The organism is [Roseibacterium] beibuensis (assembly GCF_039542305.1).
GTDB classification, from domain to species: domain Bacteria; phylum Pseudomonadota; class Alphaproteobacteria; order Rhodobacterales; family Rhodobacteraceae; genus Roseibacterium; species Roseibacterium beibuensis.
In genome coordinates this window covers 186,978-211,051 of the sequence record NZ_BAABHW010000005.1, presented here as the reverse complement: position 1 = coordinate 211,051, position 24,074 = coordinate 186,978, and the positions used below count along the sequence as shown (strand labels likewise).

The following is a 24,074-nucleotide window of genomic DNA, read 5'->3' as shown; positions in this document are numbered from 1 at the left end:
CCTGTTCGTTCCCGGGAGGCGGTTTCAACCCACGGGGACATTTCAATGACCGAAAACATTCAACTCGAACTCACCCTGGACCAGGCGGAGAAGGTCGTCGCCTACGCCATGGAGGCGTTCGAGACCACGATCGAAGCGCTCAGGGACACCGTCCGCGTGCTGAAAAGCATGCCGGAGACCGGGGAAAAGGAAGTCATGAAGGACGTCAAGGCGATGAACAACGCCCTGATGTTCACCATGGAGATGCAGGAGAAAGCCCGTGCTGCAGGAAGCAAGAGATTCGGCACCGACCGGAACGGATGCATGCTCGACCTCGACGGGGCGCGCGCCGAGATCGACTTTCGGCTCGCTTGCCTCCGCGACGCAGGAGGCGCAGGCGGCGTTTCTGGACAGCCTGAGTGACAACGCGCTGGCGGCGCTGCCCTGGCTCTTCGAGTTCTGGGCGCTGCCGCACCAGCTGCCGCCGGACGGGGACTGGCGAAGCTGGGTTGTCATGGGCGGGCGCGGCGCGGGCAAGACCCGCGCCGGCTCCGAATGGGTGCGGTCCATGGTCGAGGGCTCGGGCCCGCGCGACCCGGGCCGCGCCCGCCGCGTGGCGCTGCTTGGCGAAACCTACGACCAGGCGCTCGCGGTGATGGTGAAGGGGGAGAGCGGGATCCTCGCCTGCTCTCCCCCCGACCGCAAACCGCGCTGGGTGGCGTCCGAACGGATGCTGCTCTGGCCGAACGGGGCCGAGGCGCGGCTCTTTTCGGCCCACGACCCCGAGGCCCTTCGCGGCCCGCAATTCGACGCCGCCTGGGCCGATGAACTGGCCAAGTGGCCCAACGCGCAGGAGACTTGGGACATGCTGCAATTCGGCCTTCGCCTCGGCCAGCACCCGCAGGCCGTGGTCACCACCACGCCGCGCAACGTGCTCGCGCTGAAGGACCTGCTGGCGCGGCCCTCGACGGTGATGACCCACGCGCCGACCGAGGCCAACCGCGCCTTCCTCGCCCCCTCGTTCCTCGAAGAGGTGCAAGCGCGCTATGCCGGCACCCGGCTGGGGCGGCAGGAACTGGCGGGCGAGCTTCTGGACGATGTCGAGGGCGCGCTCTGGCAACGGGCGCAAATCGACCGCAGCCGCACCGGGGTCTACCCCGAGGGCATGCGCGTGATCGTCGCCGTCGACCCGCCGGTCACGGGCCACGATGCTTCGGACGCTTGCGGGATCGTCGTCGTCGGCATCGTCGAACAGGGGCCGGTGCGGGACTGGCGCGCCGTGGTGCTGGAGGACTGCAGCCTGCGTTCCGTCAGCCCCACCGAATGGGCCGAGGCCGCCAGCGCCGCCTATCACCGCCACGACGCCGCCCGCATGGTGGCCGAGGTGAACCAGGGCGGCGACCTTGTCGAAACGCTGATGCGTCAGGTGGACCCGCTGGTGAACTACCGCGCCGTGCGTGCCGCCCGTGGCAAGGCCGCCCGCGCCGAGCCCGTCGCCGCGCTCTACGAACAGGGGCGCGTCGCGCATCTGGGCAGCCTGCCCGAGTTGGAAGACGAGATGTGCCGCATGACGCTGACCGGCTACCAGGGCGGGCGCAGCCCTGACCGGCTCGATGCGCTCGTCTGGGCGCTGACCGACGGGTTGATCGCGCCCGCCGCCCGCCAGTTGACCCCCGCGATCCGCGGGCTCTGACCCACATTTGACCCGACGGCGCCCCGGCGCCCGTCACGCGGCACCACCCGGTCGCCGCGCCTATTCGCATGGTTTGAGGAGAGTAAGCGCATGGTTTTGGATTTCCTGAGGAAAAACGAACCCCAGACGCCCGAGCGCAAGGCCTCGGCCAGCGCGCGCGTCGCCGTCTGGGGCAGCGCGGGCCGCGTCGCCTGGTCCCCGCGCGACACGGTTTCGCTGACGAAGAACGGCTTTCTGGGCAACCCCGTCGGCTACCGCGCCGTCCGCCTGATCGCCGAGGCCGCCGCCGCCCTGCCCATCGTGGCGCAGGACAGCACGCGCCGCTACGACGCCCACCCCGCGCTGAGCCTCATCGCGCGGCCCAATGCGGGCCAGGGCCGGGCCGAGTTGCTCGAGGCCGCCTTCGCCCAACTGATGCTGTCGGGCAACGCCTACCTTGAGGCCGTCACGCCCGAACCCGGCTGGCCGGTCGAGTTGCATGTCCTGCGCTCGGACCGCATGGCGCTGGTCCCCGGCGCCGATGGCTGGCCCATGGCCTATGACTACACCGTCGGCAGCCGCAACCACCGCTACGCGCCCGAGGTGATCTGTCATATCAAGGGCTTCCACCCGCAAGACGACCATTACGGCCTGGCCCCGATCCAGGCCGCCGCCACCGCCATCGACGTCCACAACGCCGCCGCGCGCTGGTCCAAGGCGCTGCTCGACAACGCTGCCCGCCCCTCGGGCGCCATCGTCTATCGCGGCGTGGACGGGGCCGGGTCGATGACGCAGGACCAGTTCGACCGCCTGCAGATGGAGTTGGAAAGCCACCACCAGGGCGCGCGCAACGCGGGCCGTCCGATGCTGCTGGAAGGCGGCCTCGATTGGAAGCCGATGGGGTTCAGCCCCTCGGACATGGAGTTCCAGAAAACGAAAGAGGCCGCCGCCCGCGACATCGCGCTGGCCTTTGGCGTGCCGCCCATGCTGCTCGGCATCCCCGGCGATGCGACCTACGCCAATTACGCCGAGGCCAACCGCGCCTTCTACCGCCTGACGGTGTTGCCCTTGGCGCAGAAGGTGCTGGCGACGCTGTCCTTCTGGCTCTCGGGGCTGGGGGGCGAGCCGATCGACCTCAAGCCCGACCTCGACCAGGTCCCGGCGCTCTCGGTCGAGCGCGAGGCGCAATGGCGCCGCGTGGCCGAGGCCGATTTCCTCACGGAGGGAGAGAAGCGCCGCATGCTCGGCCTGCCCGAGCGCCCGGAGGAGGCATGAGTGGCCGCGAGGCGACGGGCGGCTCGCGCTATCTCTACGCGCCTTTCGACGCCGCCAACGCCCGGATCGAGGCGAATGAACGGGTTCTGGAAGAACGCTGGCAGGCGCTGAGCTTTCGCCTCCAGGGCATCGAAACCGCGCTGGAGCGGCTGGAAAAGCGGCTCTGGCTGGCGGTGTTCGGCGTCGTCAGCGTGATCCTCGCCCAGGGCATCAACCACCTGCTGAACCTCAATGTCGGTGGATAGGAGACGGAAATGAATGGACTTTTCGAAACAGGGCTTGAGACCAAGTTCTGCCGCTTCGACGCGGATCTGACCCTGAAGGACGGCGTGCGGATCGAAGGCTACGCCTCGCTTTTCGGGGCGGCGGACCAGGGCGGCGACGTGGTGGAGCCCGGCGCCTACGCCCGCAGCCTGAGCGCCGATCGCCGGGTCAAGATGCTCTGGCAGCATGACCCGCGCGAACCCATCGGCATCTGGGACACGGTCGCCGAGGACGCCAAGGGCCTGTTCGTGACGGGCCGCCTGCTGGATGACGTCGCCCGCGCCCGCGAGGCTGCGGCCCTGATCGAGGCAGGCGCGATTGACGGGCTGAGCATCGGCTATCGCACGGTGCGCGCCCACAAGAACGACAAGGGGCAGCGTCTCCTGTCGGAAGTGGAGCTGTGGGAGGTGTCGCTTGTGACCTTCCCCATGCTCCCCGAGGCGCGGGTCGCCGCGGCCACGGCGCCCGCCGTCAAGGCCAGCGACCTGCGTGACCTGGCGACGGTGTTCGAGGACGCCCGCCGCAAACTGGCGGCGCGTACGGCCCGCTGATCCCACCGTAAGAGAGGTGTTCGTGATGACCGAGACGGAACCTTCGGCCCCGCTGGCTGAGGTGAAATCGGCAATTGCCGGTTTCATGAATGAAATCAGCCAGTTTCAAGATGACATGCAAGTGAAGCTTCAAAAACAGGAAGAGCGGATTTCCATGCTGACCACCAAGACCATGACCCATGCCCGCCCCGCGTTGGCCACCGAGATCGACACCGGCGCGCCGCACAAGAAGGCGCTGTCGACCTACCTGCGCTGCGGCGAAGATGACGCGCTGCGCGGCCTCGAGCTTGAGGGCAAGGCGATGAACACCGCCGTCAATGCCGAGGGCGGCTACCTCGTCGATCCGCAGACGGCTGAGACGATCCAGTCGGTCCTGCGCTCGGCCTCCAGCCTGCGGGCCATCGCCAATGTCGTGGCCGTCGAGGCCAGCAGCTTCGACGTGCTGATCGACACCACCGAGGCCGGGGCCGGCTGGGCCGACGAGACCACCGCGACGGGCGAGACCGACACGCCGCAGATCGAGCGCATCTCGATCCCGCTGCATGAATTGTCGGCGCTTCCCAAGGCCAGCCAGCGCCTGCTGGACGATGCGGCCTTCGACATCGAGGGCTGGCTCGCCGCCCGCATCGCCGACAAGTTCGCCCGCGCCGAGGCCGACGCCTTCATCAACGGCAACGGCTCGGGCAAGCCCACCGGCCTTCTGACCCATCCGATGGTCGCGAATGCCAGCTGGGCCTGGGGCAGCCTCGGCTATGTCGCGACCGGCACGGACGGCGATTTCGACGCCACCAACCCCGCGGACGCGATCGTCGACCTGGTCTATGCGCTCGGGGCACGCTACCGCGCCAATGCGAGCTTCGTGATGAACTCGAAAACCGCCGGGGCCGTGCGCAAGATGAAGGATGCCGACGGCCGCTTCCTGTGGTCCGACGGCCTGGCGCAGGGCGAACCGGCCCGGTTGATGGGCTACCCGGTGCTGATCGCCGAGGACATGCCCGACATCGCGTCCGACGCCACCGCCATCGCCTTTGGCGATTTCGGCGCGGGCTACACCATCGCCGAACGCCCCGACCTGCGCGTGCTGCGCGACCCGTTCTCGGCCAAGCCGCATGTCCTGTTCTACGCCACAAAGCGCGTCGGCGGCGACGTGACCGACTTTGCCGCGATCAAGCTGATGAAGTTCGGCGCGTCGTAACCCCTCGGGCGCGCGCCAAGGTTCCCCGCCCCGTGCCATTTCCGGCCGGGGCGGGGACGGCGGCGACGGGGGGCGATCCAGCTGCGCGTCTCCCCGCATGAGCAGCGCACGCCGTCGCCGTCACCCCAAGACGATCCCCGCATCGCGAGGCCAAGTCCCCGCATAACAACAACAATTCCCGGCGCCCTATGGCCCCGAGCAGGATATCCCGGAGATGATTCCCATGATGATGGTCGAACTGACCACGGTGCAAAGTGGCATCCTTCCCATTGCCGCCCTGGCAGATCACCTGCGCCTTTCACGCGGCTTCACCGATGACGCGGACCAGGATGCGCGGCTGGAAAGCTGCCTGCGCGCGGCGGCCTCGGCCATCGAGGCGCGCACCGGCAAGGCGCTGTTTTCCCGCCGCTTTCTCCTGACCGTGACGCATTGGTCCGAGGACGGGCTGCACCGGCTGCCGATCGCGCCCGTCTCCTCGATCGAGGAGGTGCGGCTGGTCGGGCGCAACGGGTCCGAGACGGTGGTCGACCCCGCCGCCTATCACCTTGTCGAGGACGCGCACCGCCCGCAACTGACCGCCACGGCCGCGCGCCTGCCCACCATCTCGCTGGGTGGGTCGGCCGAGATCGAGTTCATGGCCGGTTACGCCGATGACTGGCCGCTGATGCCCGCCGACCTGATGCAGGCGCTGATCCTGCTGGCGGGCGAGTTCTACGGCCAGAACATCAACACCGACGCGGGCATCCCCTTTGCCGTCTCCGTCCTGATCGAGCCGCATCGCTCGGTCCGGCTGCGGGGGGCGGGGGCATGAGCGCGCCGGACCTGTCGCGCCGCCTGACGCTGGAGGCGCCCAACCGGGTGCCCGACGGCGCGGGCGGTTTCACCGAAAGCTGGGCGGCGCTTGGCAAGCTCTGGGCCGAGGTCGTGCCCCGCGGCGCCGGGCGCGAGGCCGACGCGGCCTCGGAACTGGCGCTGAAGATCACCATTCGCGCGGCCCCGCCCGGCGCGCCGTCGCGGCCCACGGCCGAGATGCGCTTTCGCGAGGGCGCGCGGATCTTCCGCATCGAGGCGGTGACCGAGGCCGACGCCACGGGCCGCTACCTTTTGTGTTTCGCCAAGGAGGAGACGGGCGCATGAGCTATGCCGCCAGCGAGGCCCTGCAAACGGCCATCTTCACCGCGCTTTCGGGCGATCCGACCGTCGTCGCGCTGTCGAATGGCGCGATCCACGACGCGCTGCCGCCCGGTCCCGTGCCCTCGCTCTACGTGAGCCTCGGGCCCGAACGCGCGCGGGCGCGGGCCGACAAGACCGGGGCCGGGGCGGTCCACGATCTGCCCGTTTCGGTCATCACCGACGGCGCGGGCTTCGCCACCGCCAAGACGCTTGCCGTCGCGATTTCCGACGCGCTGGACGGGGCCGCGTTGAGCCTTTCGCGCGGGCATCTCGTCAGCCTCGATTTCCTGCGGGCGCGGGCCCGCCACTCGGGCGAACGGCGCGAGATCGAGATCTGGTTTCGCGCCAGAATAGACCTCGCGTGATGCTTGAAGAACGCATTGCAACGCATTTTCAAAATTGGAGAAAGATATGACTGCTCAAAGCGGCAAGGATCTGCTGGTCAAGGTCGATATGGACGGCTCGGGCCAGTTCGAAACCATCGCCGGGCTGCGCGCGACGCGGCTCAGCTTCAACGCCGAAACGGTCGATGTGACCAGCCTGGAATCCACCGGCGGCTGGCGCGAGCTGCTGTCCGGCGCGGGCGTCCGCACGGCGGCGATCTCGGGCTCGGGCGTGTTTCGTGACGCGACGACGGACGAACGCGCACGGGCGATCTTCTGGTCGGGCGAGTTGCCGGATTTTCAGGTCGTCATCCCCGATTTCGGCATCATCGAGGGGCCGTTCCAGATCACCTCGATCGAATATGCCGGGTCGCATGACGGCGAGGCCAGCTACGAGATGGCCATGGCCTCGGCCGGCGCGCTGACCTTCACCGCGATCTGAGGGGCGGGACCATGGCCAACCCCCATGCCGGTGAGGTCGCGCTGGTCATCGACGGCCAGCGCCATGTTGCGCGCCTGACCCTCGGCGCGCTGGCCGAGTTGGAGGACCGCCTTGGCGCGGGCAGCTTGCCGGCGCTGGTCGAACGCTTCGAGGGCGAGGGGCCGCGCGCGGCGGATGTCCTTGCGCTGATCTGCGCGGGGCTGCGCGGCGGCGGCTGGCAGGGCGATCTGCGCGACCTCGCCCATGCCGAGATCGAAGGCGGTGTGATCGAGGCTGCGCGGGTCGCCGCGCGCCTTCTGGCGCTGGCCTTCCGGGGGGCGGAATGAGGGCGCGGGCCGGCTTCGACTGGCCCGCCCTGATGCGGGCGGGCATCCAGGGCCTTGGCCTGCGCCCGGCCGAGTTCTGGGCGCTGACCCCCGCGGAACTGCTTCTGATGCTGGGCGAGGGGACCGGCGCCGCGCCGATGCGCCGCGACACGCTGGACGCGCTGCTCGCGCGCTTCCCCGACCAGCCAACCGAAAAGGAGAGGGCCGATGGCCGACATGAGTGACGACCTCGACGGGTTCGAGGCGCAGATCGCGGAGTTGGAGACGACGCTGTCCGGCGCGACCTCCATCGCCGCGGCCTTCCAGGCGGAACTGGAGGGGATGCAGGGCGCGATGCTCTATACCAACCGCGAGGTGCAGACCATGAGCCGCGCCATCGGCGGCGGGCTGCGGCGCGCCTTCGATGGGCTGGTGTTCGACGGGATGCGCCTGTCGGACGCGCTGCGCACCGTCGCGACCAGCATGATCGACGCCGCCTACAACGCCGCGATGCGCCCGGTTCAGACCGCGATCGGCGGGGTGATTTCCAGCGGGATCAACGGGTTGATGTCCTCGATCCTGCCCTTCGAGAAAGGCGGCGCCTTTTCCGGCGGGCGCGTGACGCCCTTTGCGCGCGGCGGCGTGGTCAGCGGGCCGACGCCCTTCGCCATGCGCGGCGGCCTCGGCCTGATGGGTGAGGCCGGACCCGAGGCGATCATGCCGCTGACGCGCGGCCCGGACGGGCGGCTGGGCGTGCAGGCGGCGGGTGGCGGCAGGGCCGTTTCCGTCACCATGAACATCACCACGCCCGATGTGCAGGGCTTCCGCCGGAGCCAGAGCCAGATCGCCGCCGAGATGGGCCGCGCGCTGGCGCGTGGCCAGCGCAACCGCTGAGAAAGGCCAGGAAACATGGGATTTCACGAGGTTCGCTTTCCCGCCAACCTGAGCTTCGGCTCGGTCGGCGGGCCCGAGCGGCGCACCGAGGTGGTGACGCTGACCAACGGGTTCGAGGAACGCAACACCCCCTGGGCGCAGTCGCGCCGCCGCTATGACGCGGGCGTGGCGATGCGCTCGCTCGACGATATCGCGCGGCTGATCGCGTTTTTCGAGGCGCGGCGCGGGCAGCTTTACGGGTTCCGGTGGAAGGATTGGTCGGATTTCAAATCCTGCCTGCCCTCGGAAACGCCGGGCTTCCGCGACCAGCGGATCGGCACGGGCGACGGGGTCAGCACCACCTTCCGCCTGTCGAAACGCTATGCCTCGGGCGACATCCATTATGACCGCCCCATCGCCAAGCCGGTGCAAGGCACCGTTCTGGCGGGCGTCTCGGCCGAGGAACTGGTGCAGGGCGTCCATTACACCGTCGATCACGCGGCGGGGACCCTCACCTTCGCCGACGCCCCCGAGGCGGGCGAAGAGGTGACGGCGGGGTTCGAATTCGACGTGCCCGTGCGCTTCGACACCGACACGATCCAGGCCAGCGTCGCCTCCTTCCAGGCGGGCGAGGCCTTGAGCGTGCCCGTGGTGGAGATCCGGCTATGAGCGGGGTCGAGGGGCTCGACGCGCATCTGGCGACCGGCACGACCGGCGTCGCGCGCTGCTGGAAGCTGACCCGCGCCGACGGCGTCAGCTACGGCTTCACCGACCATGACCGCGACCTGAGCTTCGACGGGGTCACCTTTCGCGCGGGCACGGGCCTGTCGGCGGCGGCGCTGAGCCAGACCACGGGCCTTGCGGTTGACAATACCGAGGGCGTCGGCGCGCTCTCGGATGCCGCCGTCACCGAGGAGGATATCAAGGCGGGCCGCTTCGACGGCGCGCGGATCGAGGCGTGGCTGGTGCAATGGGCCGCGCCCGAGAACCGCGCGCTGACATTTCGTGGCACGCTGGGCGAGATCAGCCGGGGCGAGGGCGCCTTCACCGCCGAGTTGCGGGGCCTGTCCGAAGCGCTGAACCGGCCGCAGGGGCGCGTCTACCAGCGCGCCTGTTCCGCCGTTCTGGGCGACGCGGCCTGCCGCTTCGACCTGTCCACCCCCGGCTACGGGACCGAGGCCGCGCCCATCGCCGTCGAGAACGCGCGCGTCTTCACTTTCGACGGCGCGCTGCCCTTCGAGCCGCGCTGGTTCGAACGGGGCCTTCTGCGGGTGCAGGACGGCCCCGGCGCGGGCCTCAGCGGGGCGATCAAGCGGGATCGGCTGGACGAAGACGGGAACCGCCGGGTGGAACTCTGGGACAGTCTGCGCGCCGAGGTGACGCCGGGCACGCCCCTGCGCCTGACCGCCGGTTGCGACAAGCGGATGGAGACCTGCAAGCTGAAATTCGCGAACTTGCTGAATTTCCGCGGCTTTCCCGACATTCCCGGCGAGGATTGGATGGCCGCGCATCCCTCGCGGCGCTCCGACAGTTTCGGCGGCTCTCGCAGATGAGCGCGCCCGAGATCGTCACCGCCGCGCGCGGCTGGCTGGGCACGCCCTACCTGCACCAGGCCTCGTGCCGGGGGGCGGGGACGGATTGCCTGGGCCTGATCCTCGGGCTTTGGCGCGACCGATTCGGCGCGCTGCCCGAACCGGTGCCCGGTTACACGCAAGACTGGTCCGAGGCGGGCCGCGAGGAACGCCTCTGGCAGGCCGCGCGGCGGCACATGACCGAGAAACCCGCGGCCGAGGCCGCACCCGGCGACGTGCTCCTGTTCCGGATGCGGACGGGCTGCGTCGCGAAACACATGGGCGTGCAGGCCGAGGCCGCACCGGGCCGGGCCAGCTTCATCCACGCCTGGTCGGGCCATGGCGTCGTCGAGACGCGCCTGACCGGCCCCTGGGCGCGGCGCGTCGTGGCGCGCTTCGCCTTTCCTGAAAGGATCTGAGACATGGCGACACTCCTCCTCTCGGCGGCGGGCGCGGCCCTTGGCGGCATGACGCAGGCCTCGGTCTTCGGCCTGACGGGCGCGGTTCTGGGCCGCGCCGTTGGCGCCACGATCGGCCGCGTGATCGACCAGCGCCTGATGGGCGCGGGCTCCGAGGCGATCGAACAGGGCCGCGTCGAGCGCTTTCGCATCACCGGCGCGGGCGAGGGCGCGCCCGTCGCGCGGCTTTTCGGGCGGATGCGCCTGGGCGGTCAGGTGATCTGGGCCACGCAATTCGTCGAGCACCGCAAGAAATCGGGCGGCAGCAAGGGCGCGGCCCCGCAGCCCAAGACCGTCCGCTATTCCTATTCCGTCAGCCTTGCCGTCGCGCTCTGCGAGGGCGAGATCGCACGCGTGGGCCGGATCTGGGCCGACGGGGTCGAGATCGACCGCGAGACCGTCACCATGCGCCTGCACAAGGGCGGCGAGGACCAACTGCCCGACCCGCTGATCGAGGCGGTCGAAGGCGCGGGCGAGGTGCCGGCCTATCGCGGCATCGCCTATGTCGTGTTCGAGGATCTGGACCTCTCGCCCTATGGCAACCGCGTGCCGCAATTCGCCTTCGAGGTGGTGCGCAACCCGCGGGTCGAGGCCCCCCATACCCCGCAAGCTGCCGAGATGGTCCGGGCCGTGGCGATGATGCCGGGCACGGGGGAATACGCGCTCTCCACCAGCCGCGTCGCCTATGACGGCGCGCTCGGGTCGGGCGGGGCGGCCAATGTCTCGGCCGAGGGCGGCTTGTCGGATTTCTCGCAATCGCTGGCCACGCTGCGCGATACGCTGCCCAACCTCACATCGGTCTCGCTGATCTATTCGTGGTTCGGCGACGACCTGCGCGCGGGGGCCTGCAGGGTGAAACCCAAGGTCGAGGACCGCGACCGCAAGGCGAAGAAACACCCCTGGACGGTCGGTGCGCTGGAGCGCAAGCAGGCCGAAGAGATCGCCCGCGACGCCGAGGGGCGGCCGATCTACGGCGGCACGCCCGCCGATGAAAGCGTGATCGAGGCCATCATCGCCATTCGCGACGGCGGGCAGGAGGTGATGTTCTACCCCTTCCTGCTGATGGAAATCCTCGAAGGCAACGGCATGTCCGACCCCTGGGGCGGGGCCGAGCAGGCGCATCTGCCGTGGCGCGGGCGCATCACCGGCGATCTTGCCCCCGGCCAGCCGGGCAGCCCCGATGGCACCGCCGCCAACGCCGTCGCCACCGCGTTCTTCTTCGGCACGGTCACGGCTGCCGATTTCACGGTGACCGAGGGTAGGGTCGCTTATCACGGCCCCGACGAATGGTCCTATACGCGCTTCATCTTGCACTGCGCCGCGCTCTGTGCGGCGGCGGGGGGCGTCGAGGCCTTCTGCATCGGGTCCGAGATGCGCAGCCTGACCCAGATGCGCGATGCCCTGGGCTTTCCGGCTGTGGACCGGCTCCGCGACCTTGCGGCAGAGGTGCGCACGCTCCTGCCCGAGGTCAAGCTCACCTATGCCGCCGATTGGTCGGAATATTTCGGCTATCACCCGCAGGACGGTTCGGGCGACGTGTATTTCCATCTCGACCCGCTCTGGGCGGACGAGAACATCGATTTCATCGGGATCGACAATTACATGCCCGTGGCCGATTGGCGCGACGGGCACGACCATGCCGATGCGGCCCAGTGGGATACGATCCACGACCTTGCCTACCTGCGCGCCAATATCGAGGGCGGCGAGGGCGGCGACTGGTACTACCCGAGCGCCGAGGCCCGCGCCGCGCAGCGCCGGGTGCCAATCACCGATGGGCTTTTCGGCAAGGATTGGGTGTTCCGGGTCAAGGCATTGCGCGATTGGTGGGAGCAGCGCCACTACGACCGCCGTCGCGGTGTCGAGGGCGACATCCTCGACGCGGGCGACGCCCTGTCGGACACCTTTCGCGCAACCGCCATGAGCATCGAGGATCGCGCCGCCGTCAACGATGCCGGGCGCTTTGCCTCGCGCGTCTTCGACTTGACCGGCGCGTCCTACTGCTACGCCAATATCGATGTCGTTCCCGGGGCGCTCTATACCTTCCGCCTGCTGGTCAGGTCGGCCTCGGGGGCGCCGGAAACCGCGAGCCTCAACTATTACGACGGCGCCCATCACCGGCAGCTCTTTACCGCCGACGGCACGTGGCGGGAGGTTCGGTTTGCCTTTCGGCCGGATCGCGACACAGTCAACCTCTACCCGGTCGACATGCGCGCGCCCGGAACCGATGCCGAAACGTTGTTGATCGCGGATGTTGCGCTGATCAGCGATGCGGCCTCGACCCCCTGGGTGCCGCGCTCCAAACCGATCCGTTTCACCGAGTTCGGCTGCGCGGCCATCGACAAGGGTGCGAACCAGCCCAACGCCTTTCTCGACGCCAAAAGCGCCGAAAGCGCGATGCCGCGCCACTCCAACGGGCGGCGAGACGACCTGATGCAGGCGCAATACCTGCGTGCGGTCCTGTCCTACTGGGACGATCCGGCGACCAACCCGGTCTCCGAGATCTATGGCGGCCCGATGCTGGAGATGGACCATGCCCATGCCTGGGCCTGGGACGCGCGACCCTGGCCGGCCTTCCCGAACGACCGCGCGCGCTGGTCGGATGGCGGGAACTGGCGCCGGGGTCATTGGCTGACCGGGCGGCTCGATGCCGCGCCGCTGGACCTGGTGGTGGCCGAGATCTGCGAAAGCGCCGGGCTGGGGGCCGAGGACTATGACGTCTCGCGCCTGCATGGCCTTGTCCGCGGGCACCTGTCGGGGGAAACCGAACCGGCCCGCGCGCGGCTGCAATCGCTGATGCTGGCCCATGGCTTCCACGCGGTGGAGCGGGAGGGCAAGCTGGTCTTCCTGCCCCTGCCATCGCGCCCCGCCGCGGTGATCGAGGGGGAGAGCACCGCCATCGACGAGGACGGAAAAAGCGGGCTGACCCGCATCCGCGCCCCCGAGGCCGAGACCGTGGGCCGCCTGCGCATCGGCTATACCGAGGCCGAGGCAGCTTACGAGGCACGCGTCTCCGAGGCCGTGCATCCCGGCGACGGGGCGGACGTGGTCAACGACTCCAACCTGCCCATGGCGCTGACCGGCCCCGAGGGGCAGGCCATCGCCGAACGCTGGCTGGCCGAGGCGCGGGTGGCGCGCGACGTGGTGAAACTGGCGCTGCCGCCCTCGCGCCGGTCGCTCGGCGCGGGCGACATGGTGGCGCTGGAGGACGGCAGCACATGGCGCATCGACCGGGTCGAGGCGGGGGCGCTGCGGCAGATCGAGGCCGTGCGGGTGGAGCCGACGACGACCGACCCCTCCGACGAGGTCGAAGAGGCGATCAGCCAATCGCTATTCGTGCCGCCGCTGCCGGTTTCCTCCATCTTCCTCGACCTGCCGCTCTTGACCGGCGACGAGGTCGCGCACGCGCCCCATATCGCGGTCGCGGCCGATCCCTGGCCCGGCTCGGCGGCGGTCTATTCCGCGCCCGGCCCGGACGGGTTCGAGTTGAACAAGCTGGTCGAACAGGGGGCAGTTGCGGGCACGCTGGAGACCCCGCTTTTCGCGGCGAAACCCGGCATCTGGGACCGCTCGGGCGCGGTGCGCGTGCGGATCGCCACCGGCGCGCTCTCCTCCGCCGAGGCGGAGGCGGTGCTCAACGGCGCGAACCTCGCCGCGATCGGGGCGAGCGATGGCGCAGGCTGGGAGGTGATCCAGTTCCGCGACGCGACGCTGGTCGGCCCCGAGGTGTGGGAGATCGGGCTGCGCCTGCGCGGTCAGCAGGGCACCGATGCCGACATGCCCCCGATCTGGCCGGAGGGGAGCCTTTTCGTCCTGCTCGACGGGGCGGTGGGGCAGGTCGATCTGCCCGCCTCGGCCCGTGGGCTGGCGCGCTACTGGCGCGTGGGGCCGGCGCGCCGCGCGCTCGACGATGCCAGCTACACCGAGAAGGTGCTGGCCTTCGAGGGCGTGGGCCTCAGGCCCTACAGCCCCGCGCATCTGCGCAGTCGGCGGGTTGGGGCGGGCCGCGAGGTCACGTGGATCCGCCGCTCGCGCATCGACGCCGACAGCTGGGAGGGGCTGGACGTGCCGCTGGGCGAAGCGAGCGAGATGTACCTGGTGCGGATCGTGGATGCCGGGGGGCTGCGCCGTGAGGCGACGCTGGGCAGCCCCGTTTTCACCTATACCGACGCGATGCGCGGGGCCGATGGCACCGCGCCCGCCTATTCCATCGAGGTTGCCCAGGTCTCCGACCGGTTCGGACCGGGCCCGTTTGCAAGGATCGAGATCAATGACTGACACGCCCAACCTGAGCCTTCCGATGCTGGCGCCCGCGCAGGCGCAGAAACATGTGACCGTGAACGAGGCGCTGGGCCGTCTGGACGGGCTGACGCAGCTGGTGCTGGCCTCGGTCAGCGAGGTGACGCCGCCCGCGTCGGCCCCTGAGGGCACATGCTACGGCGTGCCGGTTGGTGCGGTGAACGACTGGGCCGGGCAGGCGGGGACGGTGGCCATCGCGCTGGGCGGCGGCTGGGTCTTTGCACCGGCCCGGCGGGGCTGGCGCGCGATGGTGCTGGATGCGGGCGAACCCGCGATGTTCGACGGCGCGGCCTGGCGGATGGGGGCGCTGACGCTCTCGCCCGGGGGGGCGGCGCTGGCAATGCGGGCGGTGGAGATGGAGGTGGCGGTGACGCCCGGGGCGTCCGTCACGACGCCCATCGCCTTCCCGGCCCGCGCCATTGCCTTCGGCGTCACCGGCCGGGTCGTGGCCGAGATCACCGGGACGGCGACGAGTTGGACCCTGGGCGTGGCAGGCGACCCGGCGCGCTATGGCTCGGGGCTGGGATTGGCGCAGAACTCCTGGGTCAACGGACCCGGCGCGCCGCAGGTCTATTGGGCGCCCACGACACTGGAGATCACCGCCACGGGCGGCGATTTCACGGGCGGGACCCTGCGGCTGGTGGCCCATTTCGCAGAGCTGTCGCTGCCCGACCCGGTTTGAGGGGGTGCGCCGCGTGTCACGCGTCGCCCGGGGGAAGCACCGCAAGGGGCATCGAGCCCCTTGCCGCGCTTTCGTGCGTGCCGCACGGTGCATATTTGAAGGATAAAGATGGGGCGGGCGCGCCGATATGGCGGGTCACGCCGGGGGGATGCCCGTGACGCGGGGCTTTCGGCCTTGGGCCTTGGGCGGGCATGCTCTATATGGAGGGGAGCGCGACAAAGGACAGGAGGGCACCATGGCCCGCACACGCAGCCACCCGATGGAACTCGACCCGGTCTGGCGCCGGATCACCGACGAAGCCGAGGCCGCGATCGCGTCCGAGCCGCTTCTGGGCGGGTTGGTGCATGCCTGTATCCTGCATCACGCGAGCCTCGAGGACGCCCTGGCCTATCGCCTCGCGCAGAAGCTGGCCTCGGGCGACATGTCGGAGCAGCTGTTGCGCGAGATCGCGGACGACGCCTACGCGGCCGACCCCAGCCTTGGGCAGGCGGCGCGGGCCGATATCACCGCCGTCTACGAGCGCGACCCGGCCTGCCACCGTTACATCCAGCCCTTGTTGTTCTTCAAAGGGTTCCAGGCCGTGCAGGCCTACCGCGTGGCCAATTGGCTATGGCGGCAGGGGCGCGAGGACATGGCTTATTTCATCCAGATGCGCATGTCCGAGATCTTTTCGGTCGACATCCACCCGGCCGCGCGGGTCGGCAAGGGCATCATGATCGACCACGCCCATTCCATCGTCATCGGTGAAACGGCCGTGGTGGGCGACAATGTCTCGATGCTGCATTCCGTGACGCTGGGCGGGACCGGCAAGGAAGAGGAAGACCGCCACCCCAAGATCGGCGATGGCGTTCTGATCGGGGCGGGCGCGAAGGTTCTGGGCAATATCCACGTGGGTCATTGCAGCCGCGTGGCCGCCGGGTCGGTGGTGCTCAACGAGGTGCCGCCCTGCACCACGGTGGCGGGCGTTCCAGCCAAGATCGTGGGCGAGGCGGGCTGCGATCAGCCGTCGCTGAGCATGGATCATCTCTTTGCCGGAGGGGCGAAAGAGGGTTGACGCGGTGAGTGAGTTTCGCCGCGCAAGTGTCGGATTTAGAACAAGAAGCCGCGGGGATGCCCGCGGCTTTTTCGCGTTTCCGGGCTCAGAAATGCGCGTAGGCGAGCAACACCTCGCCGCGCGCGACCAGGCCCGGGAAGCCGCAGGGATCGGGGCGGTCGCGGAAATGCAGCCAGGCTTTGCGCGCAAAGAGGCCCGGCGCCCGGGGTGATCGTGGAAAGCTCGCCCGTGGCCGACATGGTCGTGTCGTCATTGTAAGTGTCGGGCGGCAGAAGCTCGGTCCGGTGCTTGCCACAATGGCAAAGGCCGACGCAGTTGAGGCCCAGATCGGGGTTGATCGCGATCTCGATGTCCTCGGGGATCGTGAGGCTACCGCATCGGTCGAACTGCCGTTGCGTGGCCGCGACGATGGCGCAGATCCGCCCGGTATCCTCCCCCGCGCCTTCGACCAGCACATTGCTGTCCGGGCAGGTGAGGGGCTGCGGCTACGCCGGCGTGGCCAGGAAAAACGCGCATGCCGCCATCGCGGCCCGCGTCTGCCTGTCCGGAGTGCCGCGTTTCCTCATGCACGCAGAGCGCGGGGCCGCTTGGATTGGGTCAAGCGGCCCTTGGCGAAATCGTCGCGGATCAGACCGTCGCGCGGGCCTGCCGCTTGCGCTCGTGCGGGTCGAGGTGGCGCTTGCGCAGGCGGATGGCGTTGGGGGTGACCTCGACCAACTCGTCATCGTCGATATAGGCGATGGCTTCTTCCAGCGACATGCGGACCGGCGTGGTGAGGGTGACGGCATCATCCTTGCCCGACGCGCGCACGTTGGTCAGCTTCTTGCCCTTGAGCGGGTTCACCTCGAGGTCGTTCTCGCGGCTATGCTCGCCCAGGATCATGCCCTGGTAGACATCCTCCTGAGCGCCGATGAAGAAGCGCCCGCGATCTTCGAGGTTGAAGAGCGCGTAGGCCACCGAGGTGCCGTTTTCCATCGAGATCAGAACGCCCGCGCGACGGCCCGGGATCGCGCCCTTGTGCGGCGCCCAGGAATGGAACACGCGGTTCAGCACGCCCGAGCCGCGCGTGTCGGTCAGAAACTCGCCGTGATAGCCGATGAGACCGCGCGAGGGGACCAGCGCCACGATGCGGGTCTTGCCCGCGCCGGCCGGTTTCATCTCGATCAGTTCGCCCTTGCGGGGGCCGGTCAGTTTCTCGATCACCGCGCCGGTGTAGTCGTCATCGACGTCGATCGTGACCTCTTCGATGGGCTCGACCGTGACGCCGTTCTCCTCGCGCAGGATGACCTGCGGGCGGGAGATCGACAGTTCGAACCCTTCGCGGCGCATGTTCTCGATCAGAACGCCCATCTGCAATTCGCCGCGGCCCGCGACCTCGAAGGCCTCGCCGCCGGGCGTGTCGGTGACCTTGATGGCGACGTTCGATTCCGCCTCTTTCATCAGGCGCTCGCGGATGACGCGCGATTGCACCTTCTTGCCGTCGCGGCCCGCCAGCGGGCTGTCATTGATGCCGAAGGTGACCGAGATGGTCGGCGGGTCGATGGGCTGGGCCGGGATCGGGTCTTCGACGGCCAGCGCGCAGATGGTGTCGGACACGGTCGCCTTGGCCATGCCCGAGAGTGTGACGATATCGCCCGCCTGCGCCTCGTCGATTTCCTGCAGCGAGAGGCCGCGGAAGGCCTGGATCTTGGAGACGCGGAAGCGTTCGATCTGTTCGCCATGGCGGCTGAGGGCGTGGACCGTCGCGCCGGCCTTCAGGCGGCCCGATTCAACGCGACCGGTCAGCAGGCGGCCGACAAACGGGTCCGAGCCGAGCGTGGTGGCCAGCATGCGGAAATCCTCGTCCACGTGCTTGAGCTGCTTGGGCGGGGCGACGTGGTTGACGATCAGGTTGAAAAGCGCGTGCAGGTCCTTGCGCGGGCCGTCGAGATCGGCGTCGCACCAGCCGGCGCGGCCCGAGGCGTAGAGATGCGGGAAGTCGAGCTGATCCTCGTTCGCGTCGAGCGCGGCGAAGAGGTCGAACACCTCGTCCAGCGCGCGGTCGGGTTCGGCGTCGGGCTTGTCCACCTTGTTCAGGACCACGATGGGGCGCAGGCCAAGCGCCAGCGCCTTGGCGGTGACGAACTTGGTCTGGGGCATCGGGCCCTCGGCGGCATCGACCAGCAGGACAACGCCATCGACCATGGACAGGATGCGCTCGACCTCGCCGCCGAAATCGGCGTGGCCGGGGGTGTCGACGATGTTGATGCGCGTGCCGTGCCATTCCACCGAGGTGGCCTTGGCCAGGATGGTGATCCCGCGTTCGCGTTCGAGGTCGTTGCTGTCCATCGCGCGTTCGGCCACGGCCTGGTTCTCGCGGAAGGCGCCGGATTGTTTCAGGAGGTTGTCCACCAGCGTGGTCTTGCCGTGGTCGACGTGGGCGATGATCGCAATATTGCGCAGGTCCATGAAGGGGGGCCTTTGGTCATGTCAGGGTTGGCAGGGCGTTAGCCGCTTGCGCCGCGCTTGGCTAGGGCAAAAGCGTCGCCACGGGTGCTGTGCAGGAAAAGCCGGCTTTTCCTGTCAGAAAATCTCGAGATTTTCTGCCCCGGCCGGTGGCCGGGGTCAGGCCTTCTTGCGCAGGCGGATGACGACGTCGACCTTGGACACTTCGTACCCCTCGGGCACCTCGGGCAGGGTCTTGATCTCGATGCCTGCCTTGGGCGCATCGGTCAGGTGGCCCGCGTCTTCCATGAAGAAATGCGGATGCTCGTCCATGCGGGTGTCGAAATAGCTGCGGGTGCCGTCCACGGTCACTTCCTGCATCAGGCCCGCATCGCAGAAGGCGCGCAGCGTGTTGTAGACCGTGGCCAGCGAGACCCGGTCGCCCGAGGCAATCGCGGCGTCGTGCAGGCTTTCGGCGGTGACGTGGCGATCCTGCCCGTCCCCGATCAGCAACGCGGCCAGCGTCAGGCGCTGGCGGGTCGGGCGCAACTCGCCATCCACCAGCCAGGTGCGTCCGCGCTCAAGCGCTTCGGGGGTCATCGCGGGCGTCATCCGGCGGTCACTTTCCTGCAAATTCGTTCCGATCCATATATATAAGGCCTGTTGACGCAAGGTTTCAATCGCAAAACCGAATCTGCCGCAGGGGGCATGGCCTTGCCACCTCTTCGGCGGCGATGATAGACGGGGCAAACTTTGACGCCCGCGATCGACCGGGCAGGATCACAGCACAGGCGGAGGCCATGGCCAACTACCCCACGAGTTTCGACAAGGACGACCTTCTGGCATGCGCGCGCGGGGAGCTGTTCGGCCCCGGCAACGCCCAACTGCCCGAACCGCCCATGCTGATGATGGACCGGATCACCGACATCTCGGAAGACGGGGGCGCCCATGGCAAGGGGCACGTGGTGGCCGAGTTCGACATCACGCCGGAGCTTTGGTTCTTTTCGTGCCACTTTCCCGGCAACCCGATCATGCCGGGCTGCCTTGGCCTTGACGGGCTGTGGCAGTTGACCGGCTTCAACCTCGGCTGGCGCGGCTGGCAGGGGCGGGGCTATGCGCTTGGCGTCGGCGAAGTGAAGTTGACCGGCATGGTGCGCCCCGACCGCAAGATGCTGACTTACTATGTCGATTTCACCAAGGCCGTGCAGACCCGCCGCCTGACCATGGGCGTGGCCGATGGCCGGGTCGAGGCCGATGGCGAGGTGATCTACCAGGTCAAGGACATGAAAGTGGCGCTCAGCGAAAGCTGACGGCGCCGCCGCCTGACGCGAGATCGGGCTTTCCCGCAGGCGCGGGGTCGTGGCACCCTGCGCCGTGGACAACGGGTCGGCGCGCATGCGGGTCTTGCACCATCACTGGCAGCTTCTGGCCATCCTCGCGGTGGTCTTCATGCTGTGGTCCACGCCCGTCATCCTGCCGCTGAAACTGCTGGTCGTGTTCTTTCACGAACTGTCGCACGGGCTGGCGGCGATCCTGACCGGCGGCTCGATCGAGACGATCTCGGTCAGTTTCCAGCAAGGCGGCGAGGCATGGACGCGGGGCGGGTCGCGCTTTGCCATCCTGACGGCGGGGTATCTCGGCTCGCTCCTGATCGGGGTCGGCCTTTTGTGGGCGGCGCTGCGATCCACGGCGGACCGGGCCGTTCTCGGCGGGCTGGGGGCGCTGATGCTGGTCGTCCTTGTCCTTTATGTCCGCGACCTCCCCGCCGCGCTGATCTGTCTTGGCACCGGGGCGGCGCTGCTGGCCGGGGCGCGCTACCTGCCGCGGCAGGGCTGCGACCTTGCGCTTCGGGTGATCGGGCTCAGCTCTCTGCTTTACGTGCCTTATGACATTTTCGACGACACGCTGCGCCGATCCGCGCTGCGCTCGGACGCGCGGATGCTGGCCGAAGAGGTCGGGGGCACCACGGTGATGTGGGGCGCGCTGTGGCTGATCATCAGCCTCGCCGTGATCTCCTTTGCCGCGCGCCGGATCCTTGGGCGGGACAGCAACCTTTATTTCGGCAAGGGGTGACGGGGCGCGCATCGGTCCCCTGGGTCAAGGTAACGGCTTGCCCCTGAACGCCCGCCTGTCCTACACAGCCGAAAGCAAACGGAGGAGCAGCAAACATGCGCCGCGTCGTCGTCACAGGGCTTGGGATCGTCTCGCCCATCGGAAACACCGCAGCCGAGGTTGTCGACAGCCTGAAGGCGGGCCGCTCGGGGATCGAGGCCAGTGCAGAGATGGCCGAGCACGGCTTTCGCAGCCAGGTCGCCGGTACGCTCAAGATCGACCCGTCCGAGCATATCGACAAGCGCGCGCTGCGCTTCATGGGGCCGGGCGCGGCCTATGCCCATATCGCCATGGGCCAGGCCATCGCCGATGCGGGGCTGGAGGAGGGCGACATCGTCAACCCGCGCACCGGGCTGATCGCGGGTTCGGGCGGGCCGTCGACCAGCGCCATGTTCGCCGCGCACCAGACGGTGCTGAAATCAGGCGGGACCAAGCGGATCGGCCCCTTTGCCGTGCCGAAATGCATGAGCAGCACGATTTCCGCCAACCTCGCCACCGCCTACCAGATCAAGGGGATCAACTACTCGATCACCTCGGCCTGCTCGACATCCCTGCATTGCATCGGCAACGCGGCCGAGCAGATCATGATGGGCAAGCAGGACGTGATGTTCGCCGGCGGTGCGGAAGAGCTCGACTGGACGCTGTCGTGCCTGTTCGACGCGATGGGGGCGATGTCGTCGAAATTCAACGACACGCCGCAGCGCGCCAGCCGCGCCTTTGACGCGGATCGCGACGGGTTCGTGATCGGCGGCGGTGGTGCCATCCTCGTGCTGGAGGAGCTGGAGCGGGCCAAGGCACGCGGCGCCAAGATCTATGCCGAGGTGACGGGATTTGCCGCCACCTCGGACGGGCATGACATGGTTGCCCCCTCGGGCGAGGGCGGCGAGCGCGCCATGCGGCTGGCCCTGCAAACGCTGCCCGAGGGGCGCAAGGTCGATTACATCAACGCGCACGGCACCTCCACCAAGGTGGGCGACGTGGGCGAGGTCGAGGCCGTGCGCCGCGTCTTCGGCCAGGGCAGCACGCCGCCGATTTCCTCGACCAAGTCGATGACGGGCCACGCCCAAGGGGCTGCCGGCGCGCTCGAGGCGGTGTTCTGCCTTCTGATGCTGGAGCATGATTTCATCGCGCCCTCGATCAATGTCGAAACGCTCGACCCCGATCTGGACGCCGCCGAGATCGCCACCACGCTGGTCGAAGGCGCGGGGCTGGATACTGTTATGACCAATTCCTTTGGCTTCGGGGGCACCAACGGATCGATGCTGCTCTCGCGTTTTGACGGGTGATTTCAGGATGACGGATTTGATGAAGGGCAAGCGCGGCCTCGTCATGGGGGTCGCGAATGACCGCTCGATCGCGTGGGGCATCGCCAAGGCGCTGGCCGACGAGGGGGCCGACCTGGCGTTTTCCTACCAGGGCGAGGCGTTCGGCAAACGTGTGGAGCCCCTGGCCGCGTCCGTCGGCGCAAGCCTGATGGTCGATGTGGACGTGACCGACGACGCCTCGATGGATGCCTGTTTCGCCCGCATCAAGGAGGAATGGGGCAGCCTCGATTTCGTGGTCCATGCCATCGCCTATTCCGACAAGGCGGAACTGGCCGGGCGCTTCATCGACACGACGCGCGAGAACTTCCGCAACTCGCTGACCATCAGCTGTTATTCCTTCATCGACGTGGCCAAGCGCGCCTCCGAGTTGATGCCCGAGGGCGGCACGCTGCTGACGCTGACCTACCAGGGGTCGAACCGGGTGACACCGTTCTACAACGTGATGGGCGTGGCCAAGGCGGCGCTGGAAAGCTCGGTGCGCTACCTCGCCAACGATCTCGGGCCGCAGCAGATCCGCGTGAACGCGATCTCGCCGGGGCCGATGAAAACGCTGGCGGGCGCGGCCATCGGGGGCGCGCGCAAGACCTTCAAGACGACCGAGGCGAACGCGCCCCTGCGCGCCAACGCGACGCTTCAAGCCGTGGGCGGCACCGCCGTGTACCTGGCCTCGGACTATGGCGCCTGCACGACCGGCGAGATCATCACGGTCGATGGCGGGTATCACGTGCTGGGTATGGCGCAGCCGGAAAACCTCTAGGCGCAACATGCGTCACGGTCGGCCCAAATGGTGGGAAATCCGGACATGTCGGAACGTCTGATCGACCAGCCCAACTGGATCTACCTGCTTCGAGAATTCGAAACACTCTATCGCCATGGGTCCGCCGGGGGCAGCCCCGCCATCCGCAGCCACCGCAAGAAGGTGCGCGAAGAGTTGTCGCGCATCATCGGGGACAACCCGCCGCTTGCCGAGCGCGAGCCGACCGGCAAGCCGGTGACGGCGCATTTTTCCCGCGCGCTGGACACGGGCGGGCGTTGCGCGAACAACGCGACCGGCTGACCTGGGAATATGGCTACGAAAAGGTGCCCCCCGCCCTGGCGCGGAAATACGCCTATTGCGAAATCCTTGGGCCGCGCGGTCCGATCCTGTGGGATCGGCTGATCCTGGGTTTCGTGCTGTTCGCGCCGCGCACCACCTATCCGCAGCACAGCCATTCCGAGATCGAGGAAAGCTATATCTCCGTCTCTGGCGCATGGTCGGAAAACAACGCCGCGGTCTATTCACCGGGCTCGCTGATCCTGAACCGTCCGGGGGACGAGCACCGGATCACCACCGGCGACCATGAGCCGTGCCTGCTGGCCTATGCCTGGGCCGGCCCGCCGGAGAAACTCGGTGATCCCAAGATGAAATTCGCGGCCGGGCGGCGGCAGGGCTAGTCGTCAAGCGCGGCGGCGAGGGCGGCGCGCTGCGCCTCGACATGGGCCTGGAAATCGACGGGATCGCCGAAATCGGCAAAGCCGGGATAGTGATCATGCGGGTCGGCGATGCGGCGGGCGTGCTTGATCGGGCACCAATAGGCCTCGGTCCGGCCGGCGATCTCGCGCACGTAGCCGATCAGCCCGTTGCAGTAGCCGCAATACACGCAGTTCAGTTTCTGCAGCCCGTTCAGATAGGCGAGGTGGTGCCGGTCGATGGCGATGTGATCGCCGCGGCGCACCTTGGGGATGCCATAGACCGGGAAGCAAATCGCCTGGTACACGGTGACGAACAGGTCGAGCAGCACGAAGGGGATGATCAGCGCGTAGATCACGGGCGCGGTCAGCAGGACCAGAAGCCGCGTGCGCGACAGGAAGCTGAGAAGGTTCTCGCGCGCGGCGCGGTGGCGGGCGCGCATCTCGTCTTCGAAGCGGATGCGGTGGCCCGAGATGCTGTAGCTGAACCGGGCGCGGCGTTCCTCGATCTCGTCGAGCAGGTCGCTTTTGGCGGCGCTGATCTGGTCGCGAAGCTTGTCGATGCGGCTGGACATGGGCAGGCTCCCTTGC

Annotated in this window: 27 protein-coding genes and 1 pseudogene; 24 read left to right on the top strand and 4 right to left on the bottom strand. The window is 68.5% G+C overall.

What is annotated here, in order from left to right; translation table 11 throughout:
• Window positions 1-45 precede the first annotated feature (45 nt).
• From ABD923_RS15900 to cysE, 19 genes are all read left to right on the top strand, one after another.
• On the top strand, window positions 46-402 hold the full coding sequence (locus tag ABD923_RS15900) for a hypothetical protein (protein WP_259552304.1): 357 nt from the start codon (window positions 46-48) through the stop codon (window positions 400-402).
• Complete coding sequence (locus ABD923_RS15895) at window positions 386-1,672, top strand: DNA-packaging protein (protein ID WP_259553101.1); 1,287 nt, start codon at window positions 386-388, stop codon at window positions 1,670-1,672. Before ABD923_RS15900 ends, ABD923_RS15895 begins: the two co-directional genes overlap by 17 nt.
• Before the next feature lie 90 nt (window positions 1,673-1,762).
• On the top strand, window positions 1,763-2,926 hold the full coding sequence (locus ABD923_RS15890) for a phage portal protein (protein ID WP_259552306.1): 1,164 nt from the start codon (window positions 1,763-1,765) through the stop codon (window positions 2,924-2,926).
• Window positions 2,923-3,171, top strand: a complete 249-nt coding sequence (locus ABD923_RS15885; protein ID WP_025312495.1) for a GTA head formation protein, RCAP_rcc01685 family — start codon at window positions 2,923-2,925, stop codon at window positions 3,169-3,171. The genes ABD923_RS15890 and ABD923_RS15885 overlap by 4 nt, the downstream gene beginning before the upstream one ends.
• Before the next feature lie 9 nt (window positions 3,172-3,180).
• Window positions 3,181-3,741: an HK97 family phage prohead protease gene (locus ABD923_RS15880; RefSeq protein WP_259552308.1), complete on the top strand. Its 561-nt coding sequence runs from the start codon at window positions 3,181-3,183 to the stop codon at window positions 3,739-3,741.
• A 25-nt stretch (window positions 3,742-3,766) separates the two neighbouring features.
• On the top strand, window positions 3,767-4,936 hold the full coding sequence (locus tag ABD923_RS15875; protein ID WP_259552310.1) for a phage major capsid protein: 1,170 nt from the start codon (window positions 3,767-3,769) through the stop codon (window positions 4,934-4,936).
• Between the two features lie 214 nt (window positions 4,937-5,150).
• Window positions 5,151-5,747 (top strand): head-tail connector protein, encoded by a 597-nt coding sequence (locus tag ABD923_RS15870; protein ID WP_345229528.1) that lies wholly within the window; start codon window positions 5,151-5,153, stop codon window positions 5,745-5,747.
• Window positions 5,744-6,073, top strand: a complete 330-nt coding sequence (locus tag ABD923_RS15865) for a phage head closure protein (protein WP_259552314.1) — start codon at window positions 5,744-5,746, stop codon at window positions 6,071-6,073. The genes ABD923_RS15870 and ABD923_RS15865 overlap by 4 nt, the downstream gene beginning before the upstream one ends.
• Window positions 6,070-6,474 carry a DUF3168 domain-containing protein gene (locus ABD923_RS15860; protein WP_222186915.1) on the top strand — a complete coding sequence of 135 codons (405 nt, stop codon included), beginning with the start codon at window positions 6,070-6,072 and terminating at the stop codon, window positions 6,472-6,474. Before ABD923_RS15865 ends, ABD923_RS15860 begins: the two co-directional genes overlap by 4 nt.
• 46 nt (window positions 6,475-6,520) lie before the next feature.
• Window positions 6,521-6,934: a phage major tail protein, TP901-1 family gene (locus tag ABD923_RS15855; protein ID WP_222186916.1), complete on the top strand. Its 414-nt coding sequence runs from the start codon at window positions 6,521-6,523 to the stop codon at window positions 6,932-6,934.
• Between the two features lie 11 nt (window positions 6,935-6,945).
• Window positions 6,946-7,260 carry a gene transfer agent family protein gene (locus ABD923_RS15850; protein WP_259552317.1) on the top strand — a complete coding sequence of 105 codons (315 nt, stop codon included), beginning with the start codon at window positions 6,946-6,948 and terminating at the stop codon, window positions 7,258-7,260.
• The gene (locus tag ABD923_RS15845) at window positions 7,257-7,484 is read left to right on the top strand and encodes a rcc01693 family protein (protein WP_222186918.1); all 228 of its coding nucleotides are present in this window, start codon (window positions 7,257-7,259) and stop codon (window positions 7,482-7,484) included. Before ABD923_RS15850 ends, ABD923_RS15845 begins: the two co-directional genes overlap by 4 nt.
• Window positions 7,468-8,133, top strand: a complete 666-nt coding sequence (locus ABD923_RS15840) for a phage tail tape measure protein (protein WP_259552319.1) — start codon at window positions 7,468-7,470, stop codon at window positions 8,131-8,133. Before ABD923_RS15845 ends, ABD923_RS15840 begins: the two co-directional genes overlap by 17 nt.
• A 15-nt stretch (window positions 8,134-8,148) precedes the next feature.
• Complete coding sequence (locus tag ABD923_RS15835) at window positions 8,149-8,781, top strand: DUF2460 domain-containing protein (protein WP_259552322.1); 633 nt, start codon at window positions 8,149-8,151, stop codon at window positions 8,779-8,781.
• Window positions 8,778-9,665 carry a DUF2163 domain-containing protein gene (locus ABD923_RS15830; protein ID WP_259552324.1) on the top strand — a complete coding sequence of 296 codons (888 nt, stop codon included), beginning with the start codon at window positions 8,778-8,780 and terminating at the stop codon, window positions 9,663-9,665. The genes ABD923_RS15835 and ABD923_RS15830 overlap by 4 nt, the downstream gene beginning before the upstream one ends.
• Complete coding sequence (locus ABD923_RS15825; RefSeq protein WP_259552325.1) at window positions 9,662-10,102, top strand: NlpC/P60 family protein; 441 nt, start codon at window positions 9,662-9,664, stop codon at window positions 10,100-10,102. The genes ABD923_RS15830 and ABD923_RS15825 overlap by 4 nt, the downstream gene beginning before the upstream one ends.
• A gap of 3 nt (window positions 10,103-10,105) precedes the next feature.
• Window positions 10,106-14,416, top strand: a complete 4,311-nt coding sequence (locus ABD923_RS15820; protein WP_259552326.1) for a baseplate multidomain protein megatron — start codon at window positions 10,106-10,108, stop codon at window positions 14,414-14,416.
• Entirely contained in the window at window positions 14,409-15,119 is a 711-nt protein-coding gene (locus tag ABD923_RS15815) for a DUF2793 domain-containing protein (protein WP_259552328.1), read from the top strand. Before ABD923_RS15820 ends, ABD923_RS15815 begins: the two co-directional genes overlap by 8 nt.
• Before the next feature lie 235 nt (window positions 15,120-15,354).
• Window positions 15,355-16,173 carry a serine O-acetyltransferase gene (cysE, locus tag ABD923_RS15810; protein ID WP_259552331.1) on the top strand — a complete coding sequence of 273 codons (819 nt, stop codon included), beginning with the start codon at window positions 15,355-15,357 and terminating at the stop codon, window positions 16,171-16,173.
• Between the two features lie 35 nt (window positions 16,174-16,208).
• On the opposite strand, the gene ABD923_RS15805 is transcribed toward cysE, so the two are convergent.
• The 3 genes from ABD923_RS15805 to irrA form a co-directional block, all read right to left on the bottom strand.
• On the bottom strand, window positions 16,209-16,628 hold the full coding sequence (locus tag ABD923_RS15805) for a hypothetical protein (RefSeq protein ID WP_259552332.1): 420 nt from the start codon (window positions 16,626-16,628) through the stop codon (window positions 16,209-16,211).
• Between the two features lie 172 nt (window positions 16,629-16,800).
• Window positions 16,801-18,621 carry a translational GTPase TypA gene (typA, locus tag ABD923_RS15800; protein ID WP_259552333.1) on the bottom strand — a complete coding sequence of 607 codons (1,821 nt, stop codon included), beginning with the start codon at window positions 18,619-18,621 and terminating at the stop codon, window positions 16,801-16,803.
• A 156-nt stretch (window positions 18,622-18,777) separates the two neighbouring features.
• Entirely contained in the window at window positions 18,778-19,197 is a 420-nt protein-coding gene (irrA, locus tag ABD923_RS15795; protein ID WP_259552334.1) for an iron response transcriptional regulator IrrA, read from the bottom strand.
• 200 nt (window positions 19,198-19,397) lie between these two features.
• Between irrA and fabA the strand changes: the two genes are divergently transcribed.
• The 5 genes and pseudogenes from fabA (at window position 19,398) to ABD923_RS19170 (ending at window position 23,468) form a co-directional block, all read left to right on the top strand.
• A complete protein-coding gene (gene fabA, locus ABD923_RS15790; RefSeq protein WP_259552337.1) occupies window positions 19,398-19,907 on the top strand; it encodes a bifunctional 3-hydroxydecanoyl-ACP dehydratase/trans-2-decenoyl-ACP isomerase in 510 nt (169 codons plus the stop codon).
• 64 nt (window positions 19,908-19,971) lie between these two features.
• Complete coding sequence (locus ABD923_RS15785; RefSeq protein ID WP_345229525.1) at window positions 19,972-20,670, top strand: M50 family metallopeptidase; 699 nt, start codon at window positions 19,972-19,974, stop codon at window positions 20,668-20,670.
• Between the two features lie 95 nt (window positions 20,671-20,765).
• A complete protein-coding gene (gene fabB / locus ABD923_RS15780; RefSeq protein ID WP_259552339.1) occupies window positions 20,766-21,995 on the top strand; it encodes a beta-ketoacyl-ACP synthase I in 1,230 nt (409 codons plus the stop codon).
• Between the two features lie 7 nt (window positions 21,996-22,002).
• Window positions 22,003-22,791 carry an enoyl-ACP reductase FabI gene (locus ABD923_RS15775; protein ID WP_259552343.1) on the top strand — a complete coding sequence of 263 codons (789 nt, stop codon included), beginning with the start codon at window positions 22,003-22,005 and terminating at the stop codon, window positions 22,789-22,791.
• Window positions 22,792-22,818: 27 nt separating this feature from the next.
• Window positions 22,819-23,468: pseudogene (locus ABD923_RS19170) on the top strand (dimethylsulfonioproprionate lyase family protein).
• Here ABD923_RS19170 and ABD923_RS15760 read toward each other — a convergent pair.
• Window positions 23,465-24,058, bottom strand: coding sequence for a hypothetical protein (locus ABD923_RS15760; RefSeq protein ID WP_259552354.1), 594 nt, complete (start codon window positions 24,056-24,058; stop codon window positions 23,465-23,467). The pseudogene ABD923_RS19170 and the gene ABD923_RS15760 overlap by 4 nt on opposite strands.
• Between the last annotated feature and the right edge of the window lie 16 nt (window positions 24,059-24,074).

What these genes read in the sequence shown, in the direction of transcription:
- ABD923_RS15760 (WP_259552354.1), bottom strand. Translation starts at nt 24,058, where the DNA reads ATGTCCAGCCGCATCGACAAGCTTCGCGACCAGATCAGCGCCGCCAAA.
- fabA (WP_259552337.1), top strand. Translation starts at nt 19,398, where the DNA reads ATGGCCAACTACCCCACGAGTTTCGACAAGGACGACCTTCTGGCATGC.
- ABD923_RS15820 (WP_259552326.1), top strand. Translation starts at nt 10,106, where the DNA reads ATGGCGACACTCCTCCTCTCGGCGGCGGGCGCGGCCCTTGGCGGCATG.
- irrA (WP_259552334.1), bottom strand. Translation starts at nt 19,197, where the DNA reads ATGACCCCCGAAGCGCTTGAGCGCGGACGCACCTGGCTGGTGGATGGC.
- ABD923_RS15870 (WP_345229528.1), top strand. Translation starts at nt 5,151, where the DNA reads ATGATTCCCATGATGATGGTCGAACTGACCACGGTGCAAAGTGGCATC.
- ABD923_RS15865 (WP_259552314.1), top strand. Translation starts at nt 5,744, where the DNA reads ATGAGCGCGCCGGACCTGTCGCGCCGCCTGACGCTGGAGGCGCCCAAC.
- ABD923_RS15815 (WP_259552328.1), top strand. Translation starts at nt 14,409, where the DNA reads ATGACTGACACGCCCAACCTGAGCCTTCCGATGCTGGCGCCCGCGCAG.
- ABD923_RS15875 (WP_259552310.1), top strand. Translation starts at nt 3,767, where the DNA reads ATGACCGAGACGGAACCTTCGGCCCCGCTGGCTGAGGTGAAATCGGCA.
- ABD923_RS15885 (WP_025312495.1), top strand. Translation starts at nt 2,923, where the DNA reads ATGAGTGGCCGCGAGGCGACGGGCGGCTCGCGCTATCTCTACGCGCCT.
- ABD923_RS15890 (WP_259552306.1), top strand. Translation starts at nt 1,763, where the DNA reads ATGGTTTTGGATTTCCTGAGGAAAAACGAACCCCAGACGCCCGAGCGC.
- ABD923_RS15850 (WP_259552317.1), top strand. Translation starts at nt 6,946, where the DNA reads ATGGCCAACCCCCATGCCGGTGAGGTCGCGCTGGTCATCGACGGCCAG.
- ABD923_RS15830 (WP_259552324.1), top strand. Translation starts at nt 8,778, where the DNA reads ATGAGCGGGGTCGAGGGGCTCGACGCGCATCTGGCGACCGGCACGACC.
- ABD923_RS15840 (WP_259552319.1), top strand. Translation starts at nt 7,468, where the DNA reads ATGGCCGACATGAGTGACGACCTCGACGGGTTCGAGGCGCAGATCGCG.
- ABD923_RS15860 (WP_222186915.1), top strand. Translation starts at nt 6,070, where the DNA reads ATGAGCTATGCCGCCAGCGAGGCCCTGCAAACGGCCATCTTCACCGCG.
- ABD923_RS15775 (WP_259552343.1), top strand. Translation starts at nt 22,003, where the DNA reads ATGACGGATTTGATGAAGGGCAAGCGCGGCCTCGTCATGGGGGTCGCG.
- ABD923_RS15845 (WP_222186918.1), top strand. Translation starts at nt 7,257, where the DNA reads ATGAGGGCGCGGGCCGGCTTCGACTGGCCCGCCCTGATGCGGGCGGGC.
- ABD923_RS15900 (WP_259552304.1), top strand. Translation starts at nt 46, where the DNA reads ATGACCGAAAACATTCAACTCGAACTCACCCTGGACCAGGCGGAGAAG.
- ABD923_RS15855 (WP_222186916.1), top strand. Translation starts at nt 6,521, where the DNA reads ATGACTGCTCAAAGCGGCAAGGATCTGCTGGTCAAGGTCGATATGGAC.
- typA (WP_259552333.1), bottom strand. Translation starts at nt 18,621, where the DNA reads ATGGACCTGCGCAATATTGCGATCATCGCCCACGTCGACCACGGCAAG.
- fabB (WP_259552339.1), top strand. Translation starts at nt 20,766, where the DNA reads ATGCGCCGCGTCGTCGTCACAGGGCTTGGGATCGTCTCGCCCATCGGA.
- ABD923_RS15880 (WP_259552308.1), top strand. Translation starts at nt 3,181, where the DNA reads ATGAATGGACTTTTCGAAACAGGGCTTGAGACCAAGTTCTGCCGCTTC.
- cysE (WP_259552331.1), top strand. Translation starts at nt 15,355, where the DNA reads ATGGCCCGCACACGCAGCCACCCGATGGAACTCGACCCGGTCTGGCGC.
- ABD923_RS15835 (WP_259552322.1), top strand. Translation starts at nt 8,149, where the DNA reads ATGGGATTTCACGAGGTTCGCTTTCCCGCCAACCTGAGCTTCGGCTCG.
- ABD923_RS15825 (WP_259552325.1), top strand. Translation starts at nt 9,662, where the DNA reads ATGAGCGCGCCCGAGATCGTCACCGCCGCGCGCGGCTGGCTGGGCACG.